The organism is Nostocoides japonicum T1-X7, assembly GCF_001046855.1.
GTDB classification, from domain to species: domain Bacteria; phylum Actinomycetota; class Actinomycetes; order Actinomycetales; family Dermatophilaceae; genus Nostocoides; species Nostocoides japonicum.
Genome location: NZ_HF570958.1, coordinates 3,485,615 through 3,495,029 on the forward strand (window position 1 = coordinate 3,485,615; position 9,415 = coordinate 3,495,029).

General features: G+C 72.9%; 8 protein-coding genes. 4 read left to right on the forward strand and 4 right to left on the reverse strand.

Going from position 1 to position 9,415, the window contains the following annotated elements; translation table 11 throughout:
• Positions 1–1,431 (reverse strand): DHA2 family efflux MFS transporter permease subunit (locus BN12_RS15760; protein ID WP_235432426.1); only part of this gene is annotated, 1,431 nt, incomplete at its 3' end.
• Positions 1,432–1,618: 187 nt separating this feature from the next.
• Between BN12_RS15760 and BN12_RS15765 the strand changes: the two genes are divergently transcribed.
• Positions 1,619–2,233 carry a TetR/AcrR family transcriptional regulator gene (locus BN12_RS15765; protein ID WP_048553943.1) on the forward strand — a complete coding sequence of 205 codons (615 nt, stop codon included), beginning with the start codon at positions 1,619–1,621 and terminating at the stop codon, positions 2,231–2,233.
• A gap of 175 nt (positions 2,234–2,408) precedes the next feature.
• A complete protein-coding gene (locus BN12_RS15770; protein ID WP_083455021.1) occupies positions 2,409–3,359 on the forward strand; it encodes an FAD-dependent oxidoreductase in 951 nt (316 codons plus the stop codon).
• A 75-nt stretch (positions 3,360–3,434) separates the two neighbouring features.
• On the opposite strand, the gene ligD is transcribed toward BN12_RS15770, so the two are convergent.
• The gene (gene ligD, locus BN12_RS15775) at positions 3,435–4,421 is read right to left on the reverse strand and encodes a non-homologous end-joining DNA ligase (protein WP_048553945.1); all 987 of its coding nucleotides are present in this window, start codon (positions 4,419–4,421) and stop codon (positions 3,435–3,437) included.
• A 118-nt stretch (positions 4,422–4,539) separates the two neighbouring features.
• On the reverse strand, positions 4,540–5,766 hold the full coding sequence (locus tag BN12_RS15780; RefSeq protein ID WP_048553947.1) for a hypothetical protein: 1,227 nt from the start codon (positions 5,764–5,766) through the stop codon (positions 4,540–4,542).
• A 110-nt stretch (positions 5,767–5,876) separates the two neighbouring features.
• Between BN12_RS15780 and BN12_RS15785 the strand changes: the two genes are divergently transcribed.
• Both BN12_RS15785 and BN12_RS15790 read left to right on the forward strand, forming a co-directional pair.
• Entirely contained in the window at positions 5,877–6,584 is a 708-nt protein-coding gene (locus BN12_RS15785) for a response regulator transcription factor (RefSeq protein ID WP_048553949.1), read from the forward strand.
• Between the two features lie 118 nt (positions 6,585–6,702).
• On the forward strand, positions 6,703–8,124 hold the full coding sequence (locus tag BN12_RS15790) for a sensor histidine kinase (protein WP_200901233.1): 1,422 nt from the start codon (positions 6,703–6,705) through the stop codon (positions 8,122–8,124).
• Between the two features lie 57 nt (positions 8,125–8,181).
• Here BN12_RS15790 and ppk2 read toward each other — a convergent pair whose 3' ends face one another.
• The gene (ppk2, locus tag BN12_RS15795; RefSeq protein ID WP_048553951.1) at positions 8,182–9,075 is read right to left on the reverse strand and encodes a polyphosphate kinase 2; all 894 of its coding nucleotides are present in this window, start codon (positions 9,073–9,075) and stop codon (positions 8,182–8,184) included.
• Between the last annotated feature and the right edge of the window lie 340 nt (positions 9,076–9,415).

Sequence of the window (9,415 nt, forward strand, 5' to 3'; positions counted from 1 at the left end):
GCCCGAGGCGCCCGAGGCGCGGGCGGTCGGCGCGGTGCCGGTGGCGGGTGTCGTGCCGGAGGAGGACGTGGCCGGTGTCGCGGCGGAGAGGCGGCCCGGGGCGAAGAGGGCCGCGACGGCGGCGACGGCGACGGCGGCCGCTCCGGTGAGGATCGCGGGACCGATGGCGCCGGCATACCCCGTCGGGCTGATCTGTCCGCCGTTGCCGAGGAAGACCGCGGTGAGGACGGCGACCCCGAGGGCGACGCCGAACTCCCGGATCGTCGAGTTCGCCGAGCTGGCCATCGCGAAGTCCGACTCGGGCAGCCGGTCGAGGACCGCCGTCGACAGGGGCGCGAAGGTCAGGCCCATGCCGACGCCGGCCATGAGGAGCGCGGGGACGAAGTCGGCATACGGAGAGCCGTTCTCGGTGAGCGCGGCGAACCAGACGAGCGCGCCCGTCTGGAGGACGAGGCCGCCGACGAGCAGCGGCCGCAGCCCGGTCCGCCCGGCGAGGATCCCGGCGACGGGGGCGACGACCATCGGGGCCGCCGTCCACGGGAGGGTGCGGATGCCGGCCTCGAGGGGCGTGTACCCCTGGACGACCTGGAGGTACTGCGCGAGGAGGAAGACCGTCCCGAACATGCCCATCGTGAAGGTGAGACCGACGACGTTGGCGACCGAGAAGCCGCGCGAGGCGAACAGCCGGAGGGGGAGGACGGCGTCCGCCCGTGTCCGGGCCCGGAGGACGTATGCCGGCACGAGGAGGGTCGCGACGACGAGCGGGCCGAGGACTCGGGTCGCGGTCCAGCCGTCGTCGTTGCCGTGGACGATCCCCCAGATGCCGAGGAAGACGGCGCCGCCGAGCATCGCGGTGCCGACGAGGTCGAGCCGCTGCCACGCGCCGCGGGACTCGCGGACGGCGAGCACCAGAAGGGGGAGGGCGATGACGGCCACGGGGACGTTGAGCCAGAAGATCGCCTGCCAGCTCACGCCCTCGACGACGGCGCCCCCGATGACCGGCCCGAGGGCGACGCCGAGACCGGACACGCCGCCCCAGATCCCGATCGCGGCGGCCCGCATCCGCGGCGGCACCGACGCGGCGAGGAGGGTCAGCGAGAGCGGCATGATCGCCGCGGCCCCGAGGCCCTGGACGGCTCGCGCGGCGACGAGGGCCTCGGACGTCGTGCTGAGGGCCGACCCGATGGAGGCGAGGGTGAAGACGACGATGCCGGCGATCATGACACGTCGCCGGCCGAGCCGGTCGCCGAGCCGGGCCGCGGGGAGCATGAACGTCGCGAAGGCGAGCGTGTAGGCGTTGAGGAACCACGACAGCTGGCTCACCGTCGAGTGAAGGTCCTCGCGGATGACGGGGAGCGCGCTCGTCATGACGAGGTTGTCGAGGGTCGCCATGAACATCGGCAGCGACGCCGCGACGACGGCGAGCCACACCGGGACGCGACGGGCGCGATCGGACGGGGCCGGACGGTGTCGCCCCGCCCCCGCGGGGTGGGCAGCGCGATCCGGGCTGCGGGTCGGGAGGTCGAGCGACGTGGACAGCGGGGGGTCTCCGATCCAGAAGGCATTGAATGATTACTAGCGAGAGAGACACTAGTAATCGACTGATAACATGTCAACCATGAAGGCGACGGAGCCCGCGGGGACGCGCAGGAGGATGGCCGTCGAGGACCGCCGGGCGCTCGTCCTCGACGCGGCCATGCGGGCGTTCGCCCGCGGAGGGTATGCGGGGACGAGCACCGACGCGGTCGCCCGCGAGGCCGGCGTCTCCCAGCCTTACGTCGTGCGGATGTTCGGCACGAAGCTGGCCCTCTTCCTCGACGTCTTCGACCTGGCCTGCACGAGGATCCGGGAGGTGTTCGAGCGGGTCATCGACGAGGGCCCCTTCGACCCCGAGGCGGAGGAGGACTGGACCCGGCTCGCGTCGGCATACGGCGAGCTCGTCCGCGACCGCGACCTCCTCACGGTCATGATGCACGGCTGGGCAGCCGGCGACGTGGCGGAGATCGCCGCCCTCGGGCGCACGAACATGGGCCGGATCTTCACGACGATCATGCGCACCGGATGCACGCCGGACCAGGCGGAGGGCTTCATCGCCCAGGGCATGCTCCTCAACGTCATGCTCTCGATGAGGGCTCCGGAGCACCTCGACGAGACGCCGGAGCTCGCGCCCCTCGCGGACTGCACGTTCGGCGACGCCCTGTCGTTCCTCGTGGCCGAGGCGGACGCCGGTTGAGCCCGTCACCCACCCCGGGACCTCCCGCAGCCTTGGCGGTCTGGCACCCGATCGGGGCCTGTGCACCACTCGGGCGGCCGACCGCTCGATCGTGGTTGGCGGTCTGGCACCCGATCGGGGCCTGTGCACCAGACCGGAGGACTGAGGTGAGCACGACGAGGACAGGGTGGCGACGATGGCACGGGTGACGGTCGTCGGGGGAGGCGTCGTCGGGCTCACGACGGCGCTCGAGCTCGCCGAGGCGGGTCATCGGGTGACCGTCGTCCGCGACCAGCCCGTCGAGGACACGGTGTCGCGCGTCGCCGGCGGCCTGTGGTTCCCCTACCACGTCGAGCCCCGTGCGCGGGCCGTCGCGTGGGGCCTCGTCGCCCTCCGCCGGTTCACCGCCCTGGCCCACTCGCCGGACGGCCCGGCGGCCGGCGTCCGGATGGCCCACGGCGTCATGGTCCACCGCACCGAGCCGGACCTGTGGTGGACGGAGGGGCTGGGTGCCGTCCTCCCCGCGCCGCGGGAGGTCCTTCCCACAGACGCCCTCGGCGGGTATGCCGTGCGCGTGCCGCTCGTCGACACCGGCGCCTTCCTGCCATGGCTCGAGAACCGCTGCGCGACAACGGGGGTCCGGCTCGTCCGCCGCACCATCGACTCGCTCGACGACATCGGGGACGACCTCGAGGGGGACGTCGTCGTCATCGCCGCCGGCCTGCGCTCCGCGACGCTGCTCCCCGACCCGGAGGTGCGGCCGGGGCGTGGCCAGGTCGTGCGGCTCGCCAACCCGGGGCTCACCGAGTGGGTCGTCGACCCCGAGAACCCGGCCGGTCTCGCCTACGTCCTGCCACACGGCGAGGTCGTCGTCTGCGGAGGAACCGACGTCGAGGGGGAGTGGTCGACGGAACCTGACCCGGAGGTGGAGCGCGCCATCCTTGCCCGCTGCCGTGACCTCGTGCCGGCGCTGCGCGACGCACCCGTCGTCGGCCGTGCCGTGGGCCTGCGTCCGCTCGCGCCATCGGTCCGGCTCGCACGGCATACCGTCGACGGACGCGACATCGTGACGAACTACGGGCACGGCGGGGCCGGCGTCACGCTGTCGTGGGGGTGTGCGGAGGAGGTCGTCCGCCTCCTCGCGTGACGGCACGCACCGCCGCGCTCCTCGTGGGGAGCGGGTCGGCGTCCTGGCGACAGCCGGCCGCCCGAGGACTCGTCGTCAGGGCTTGCCGGTCCCCTCCGGCTCGGGGGGCGTCTCGGCACCGTCGCGCTCGTCGCGCTCGGCCCACTCCAGGAGCGGGGTGATGTCGAAGACGGCGTCGTCGATGCCCGCGTGGAGGTCGCCGAGCTCAGCGAACCGCTGCGGGACGGTCGCGATGGTGAAGTCGTCGGGCTCGACGTCGTCGATCTCGTCCCAGCGGACCGGCGTCGACACTGTGCCGATCGTGTTGCCGCGCACCGAGTAGGCGGCGGCGATCGTGTGGTCGCGGGCGTTCTGGTTGTAGTCGACGAAGATGGCGCTCGGGTCGCGGTCGCGGCGCCACCACGTCGTCGTCACGTCGTCCGGCGCCCGCCGCTCGACCTCACGGGCGAAGGCGAGGGCCGCCCGCCGGACGTCGTGGAACCCGTGCTCGGGCCGGATCCGGACGTAGACGTGCATGCCGTGGCCGCCGCTCGTCTTCGGCCAACCGGTCGCCCCGATCTCGTCGAGGACCTCGTGGGCGACGTGCGCGACCCGCCTCACCCTCGCGAAGTCGGCCTCCGGCATCGGGTCGAGGTCGATCCGCCACTCGTCGGGCTTCTCGGTGTCGGCGCGCCGGCTGTTCCACGGGTGGAACTCGACGGTCGACATCTGGACGGCCCAGATGACGTCGGCGAGCTTGGTGACGCACAGCTCGTCCGCGTGGAGCCCGTAGCGCGGGAAGTGCAGGCGCACCGTCTCCACCCACTCCGGGGCGCCGCGCGGCAGCCGCTTCTGGTGGACCTTCGGCCCGTCGACGCCGTCGGGGAACCGGTGGAGCATGCACGGTCGTTCGCGCAGCGCGTTGACGATGCCGTCGCCGACGGACAGGTAGTAGTTCGCGAGGTCGAGCTTGGTCTCCCCGCGGGCGCTGAAGTAGACCCGCTCAGGGCTGCTGATCCGCACGTCGAACCCGTCGACGTCGAAGACGACCGGTTCGCCGAACTCTCCCTTGCGCGAGGCCATGTGTCCACCGTATGCGGTGGCACTCGGCTCGGCGGCCCTCCGCCGGCTCTCCCCGCCTCGCCGGGTGGGCGTGCCGGCCCCTCCTCGACACGCTCACCCGATCTGGAGGACGGTCGCGTCAGGTGCTGGACGATGCCCCGGTCAGCGACTGCTGGTAGGCCGCGAGCCGCTTCATGGGGGCGTTCATGGCATACGCGTAGGTGAGCTGGTCCGGGGAGACGAACCACAGGTGTGTCATGTACCCCGTCTTGCGCAGGGTCGCGCCGTCCGGACAGGTGCCGTTCGTCGGTTCCGTGACGGTCGGCTTCGCGCCGGTCGTCCTCGTCACGCACTTCTCGTGGTAGTGCCAGCGCTGGTAGGGCGGGTAGGCGTTCGGCGGGGCCTTCTTCTCGGCGGTGTACATGATGCCGACGAGGGTGAACGTCCCCTTGGGCGATCGGGCGTACATGAGGGTCTCCGGCGCCTTCGGGTCGAGGACCCGGCCGTCGGAGCGGTTCGCCGTGCTCGGCACGTGGACGAGCTGGACGCGGTCGGTCCGCACCGTCCGCCCGAGGCGGGTCGCCTTGGCCTCCTTGCGCTTCCACGCCGCGGCGACGTCGAAGCCGGCCGCCTTGGCCTTGGCGAGGTCACGGTATGCGGCGGTGTCGGCCTCGGACTCCTCGAGGAACCGTCGCGCGGCAGCGGTCTGGGCGGCCGTCGCGGAGCCGGCATCCGGGAGGTTCGGCATCGCGTGGCGTTCCCCGTCCATCGAGCCGGTGCCGGATCCGTGGTCCTCGCCGTGCCCGGTCGAGGTGGACGCCATGCCCATGTCCGCGTCGTCGGCGTCCGAATGCGGCTCGGGGACCGCGAGGGCGCCGCCGGCAGCGACGAGGACCAGCACTCCGGCCGCGGCGGTCACCATGCCGAGGCGAGCGGTGGTGGACGCGCCCCCCGCGCGTGTCCAGGCCCGCTCCCGGACGGCGAGCGGCACGAGGGCCAGGGCGAGGGCGGCACCGGCGATCTCGAGGATGACGCACACGACGTCCGCGGTGCCGACGGCCTCGGGATGTCCCGCATCGGGGCCGAACGGCAGGCCGGTCGTCCGCGACACGAGCCAGACGAGGACGACGAGCGCGTTGCCGCCGATGCCGGCCCACAGGAGTCGCCGGGGGACCGGCGAGGTCCAGACCATGAGCGCCCACACGAGCTGGGCGACCCCGACGACGAGGAAGAAGGTGCCCGCGGCCCACCACTCCCGGAAGTGGTCGGCCATGACACCGAGATGGATGACCGCGGCGCCGGCCATCGTCGCTGCCGCGAGGCGTCGGAGGACGAGCGTCCGCGTGAGGAGCTGGTTGGTGGTCATCCGTCGATCGTCGGCGACCGGTGTCAGGGCGACGTCTGCGGAGTGTTCGGGTTGTGTCAGGATCCATGGCCCGGTTGCCGCGACCCCGCCCCGTCGGGAAGCCTCGTGTCATGGGCCCCGCGCGTCGCATCCTCGTCGTCGAGGACGAGCCTGCCCTCGTCGACCTCCTCACGCTCTACCTGGAGAAGGCCGGGTATGCCGTCGACGCGGTGACGGACGGAGCGTCCGCCCTGGAGTCGGTCACCACGAACCCTCCGGCCCTCGTCCTCCTGGACATCGGCCTGCCCGGGGACCTCGACGGGATCGAGGTGTGCCGCCGCCTGCGCGCGGCCGACGACTGGACGCCCGTCGTCTTCGTCACGGCGAGGGACGACGAGGTCGACCGCGTCCTCGGCCTGGAGCTCGGAGCCGACGACTACGTGACCAAGCCGTACTCGCCCCGGGAGCTCGTCGCCCGCGTCCGCTCCGTCCTGCGTCGCCACGACGCGCCCCGAGGTCTCGGAGCGGGCGCAGCCTCGGGGAGGGTCCTCACGGTCGGCGCCGTCCGGCTCGACCTCGACGCGCGCAGGTGCACCGTCGACGGAGCCCGGATCCCGCTGACGACGACGGAGTTCGACCTGTTGGCCCACCTCATGCGCTCACCGGGCCGGGTGCACCCCCGGGGACTCCTGCTCACCGAGCTGTGGGGGTACCCGGCCGACGACGGCTCGCGCACCGTCGACGTCCACGTCGCCCAGCTGCGCGCCAAGCTCGGCGACGCGAGCCCCATCCGGACCGTGCGCGGTGTCGGGTATGCCGCGGAGGTCCCGTCCTCGTGACGCCCGGACGGGGACGGAGAACTTGCCTCGGGACGGACGAATTGCTCCGTCCCGACGCAAGTTCTCCGTCCGAGTGGGTCGCCTGGGCCGTGACCAGGTGGCGATGAGGACTGTGGCGATGAGGACTGTGGCGATGCGGACGGGGGCGATGCGGGCGATGGCGACGCGACGGCACAGCGTGGCCCGGCAGACGGGGTGGGCGATGGCCGCCGTCGTCGTCCTCGCCGTCCTCGTCAGCGCCCTCATCACGGCCGGTCTCGTCGGCTCCCACGCGCGGGCGGAGACCCGGCACAGCCTCGTCCTCCAGGCCGATCAGGCCGCCGCCGTCCTCGACGCCGCGGACCCGAACGACGTCTCCACGACGCTCCAGGTGCTGCGTCGGCAGCGGACCCCGACGGCCTGGCGGGCCGCCAACGGAGTGGTGCGGGGGGCGGCGCTGGCCCGGCAGGCATACGGCCGGCTCGGGCAGCCGCAGCCGTCGCGCGCCGCCTCCCGGCAGACGCGCGTGGACGGCCGGCTCGTCCTCGTCGAGCTGCGCCCGCTGTCCCGGAACCGCGTGCTCGTCATGGCTCGCGAGGTCACGACCTTCGGCCCGGAGGCCGGGTTCCTCTGGCGGATGCTCGCGGGGCTCGTCGCCGGGCTCCTCGTCGCGGGACTCGCCGCGTGGTGGCTGTCGCGGCGGATCTCCGGTCCACTGCGCGACACCGCCGAGGTTGCCCAACGACTCGCGGCGGGGGAGCGCGGCGTCGAGGTGCCCGTCGACGGACCGCGCGAGGTCGCCGAGGTCGGGGAGTCGGTCAACGCGCTCGCCGCCTCGCTCGAGCGCAGCGAGGGGCGCCAGCGCGAGTTCCTCATGTCGGTGTCCCACGAGCTGCGGACCCCGCTCACCGCGATCCGAGGGTTCGGAGAGGCGCTCGCCGACGGCGTGACGATGGGTGAGCAGGCCCGACGCGCGGGCGAGACGATCCTCGCCGAGGCGGGCCGGCTCGAACGTCTCGTCGGCGACCTCCTTGAGCTGGCCCGGGTGGGCGCGGTGGACTTCAGCGTCGACGTCGCGCCGGTCGATCTCAGGGAGCTCGTCGAGGCGGCGGCCGCCGTGTGGGCGGAGCGGGCGAGGGCCGCCGGCGTGGACTTCCGCCTCGAGGTGCCGGACCCGGCATACGGGCCGGTCGTCGCGCCCACCGACCCGGTCCGGCTGCGGCAGGTCGTCGACGGGCTCGCGGAGAACGCGCTCCGGGTCACCCCGGCCGGCCGTCCGCTGGTCCTCGCCCTGGGCGTCGAGGGGCCCTCCGGTGCGGACGGTGCGTGCCTCGTCGAGGTCCGGGACGGGGGGCCGGGGCTGTCGGAGGAGGACCGGGAGGTCGCCTTCGAGCGCGGCGCCCTCCACGACCGGTACCGCGGGGTGCGCCGGGTCGGGACCGGCCTCGGCCTCGCCCTCGTCAAGGCGCTCGTCGACGGGCTCGGCGCGACGATCACCGTGGAGCCGGCACCGCTCGAGGGCGGGACCGCCTTCACCGTCCGCCTCCCGCGGGACCCCTGACCGTCGAGCGTGCCGGCGGCGCCCGGTGACCCGGGGCCGATACGCCCACTCGAGGAGTCAGTCGCCGCTCGTGTACTTCGCCCGCTTGACGATCTTGGGGTCCGGGGCGAAGACGACGTCGGTGTCCTTGCCCTCGTAGTCGAACTGGTGGAGGAAGGCCCGCATCGCGTTGAGCCGGCCGCGCTTCTTGTCGTTGCTCTTCACGGTGATCCACGGCGCGTGCTTCTTGTCCGTGCCCTTGAGCATCGCCTCCTTCGCCGCGGTGTAGCCGTCCCAGCGGTCGAGGCTCTCCAGGTCCATCGGCGACAGCTTCCAGCGGCGGACGGGGTCGATCTGCCGGATCGCGAAGCGGGTCCGCTGCTCCTGCTGGGTCACCGAGAACCAGAACTTCGTCAGCGTCGTGCCCGAGTCGACGAGCATCCGCTCGAACATCGGCGCCTGGAGCATGAAGGTGTCGTACTCCTCGTCGGTGCAGAAGCCCATGACGCGCTCGACGCCGGCCCGGTTGTACCAGGACCGGTCGAACAGGACGATCTCCCCCGTCGTCGGCAGGTGGCGGATGTAGCGCTGGAAGTACCACTGCCCGGCCTCCTCCGACGTCGGCTTCGTGAGGGCGACGACGCGGGCGGCCCGCGGGTTGAGGTGCTCCATGAACCGCTTGATCGTGCCGCCCTTGCCGGCCGCGTCACGACCCTCGAAGACGACGACGTGCTTGGTCCCGGAGTCCTGCGTCCAGTACTGGAACTTCAGCAGCTCGATCTGCAGGAGGTACTTCTCGTCCTCGTACTGGTCACGGTCCATGAGCGCGTCGTAGGGGTAGTCCTCCCGCCACGTCTCGACGGCCTTCCCGTCGGGCGCGATGAGGACGGGGTCCTCGCCCTTGCCACCCTGGACGCGGTAGCCCTCGGCCTGGAGGGTGTCGATGTACTCCCGAAGCCCCATCTGACTCATGAGGTATGCATACCGTGTCGCACGCCTCCGCGCACCGTCGTCCCACGCCGGTTCACCGGGTGTTCACCCTTCGGGGTCGAGGCATCCCGACCCCGCCGGAGCGTCATCCGACACCTCGATCGGGCGGGGACGCTTCGGAGTGGAGGTATGCCGACCCCGCCACGGCGTCGCGTGGCGCGCAGGGGCGTCACCGCCCGGACGTAGGGTTGGACGCGACATGAGCACCCTGTTCGACGACCTCCCCGAGCTGCCGTCCGGGCACCCCGCAGACGGGCCCCGCGCCGCGCTGGTCAACGCGGCCGGCGTGCCGACCTGGGCCGAGGCGGCGGCGGCCGAGGCG